Here is a 308-nt window from a genome sequence, read left to right as displayed (position 1 = left end):
CAATGCCGGCCTCCTGATCAACACCGGCACCATCTCCGGAGGTGCGACCAATGCCGGCACGGCGCTCAGCAGCGGCGTGATCGCCGGCGGCGTGGCCAACAGCGGCACGCTGTCCAACAGCGGCACCCTCGCGGGCGGCCTGACCAATGCCGGTCTGGTCCTCAACACCGGCGCCATCGGTGGCGGCGTGGCCAACAGCGGCACGCTGTCCAACAGCGGCACCGTCGCGGGCGGCCTGACCAACACCGGCACGGCCCTCAACACCGGCGCCATCGGTGGTGGCGCGGCCAACAGCGGCAGCCTGGTCA

At 71.8% G+C, this 308-nt stretch carries 1 pseudogene; it reads left to right on the top strand.

Features of this window, described 5'->3' with window-relative positions:
• A pseudogene (locus tag ACLBYB_RS33105) lies at positions 1–308 on the top strand (hypothetical protein); the annotation flags it as partial.

This window comes from Methylobacterium sp. D54C, from assembly GCF_053345595.1.
The sequence above is the reverse complement of the archived record's forward strand: the minus strand, read 5'-3'. Positions and strand labels throughout refer to the sequence as shown.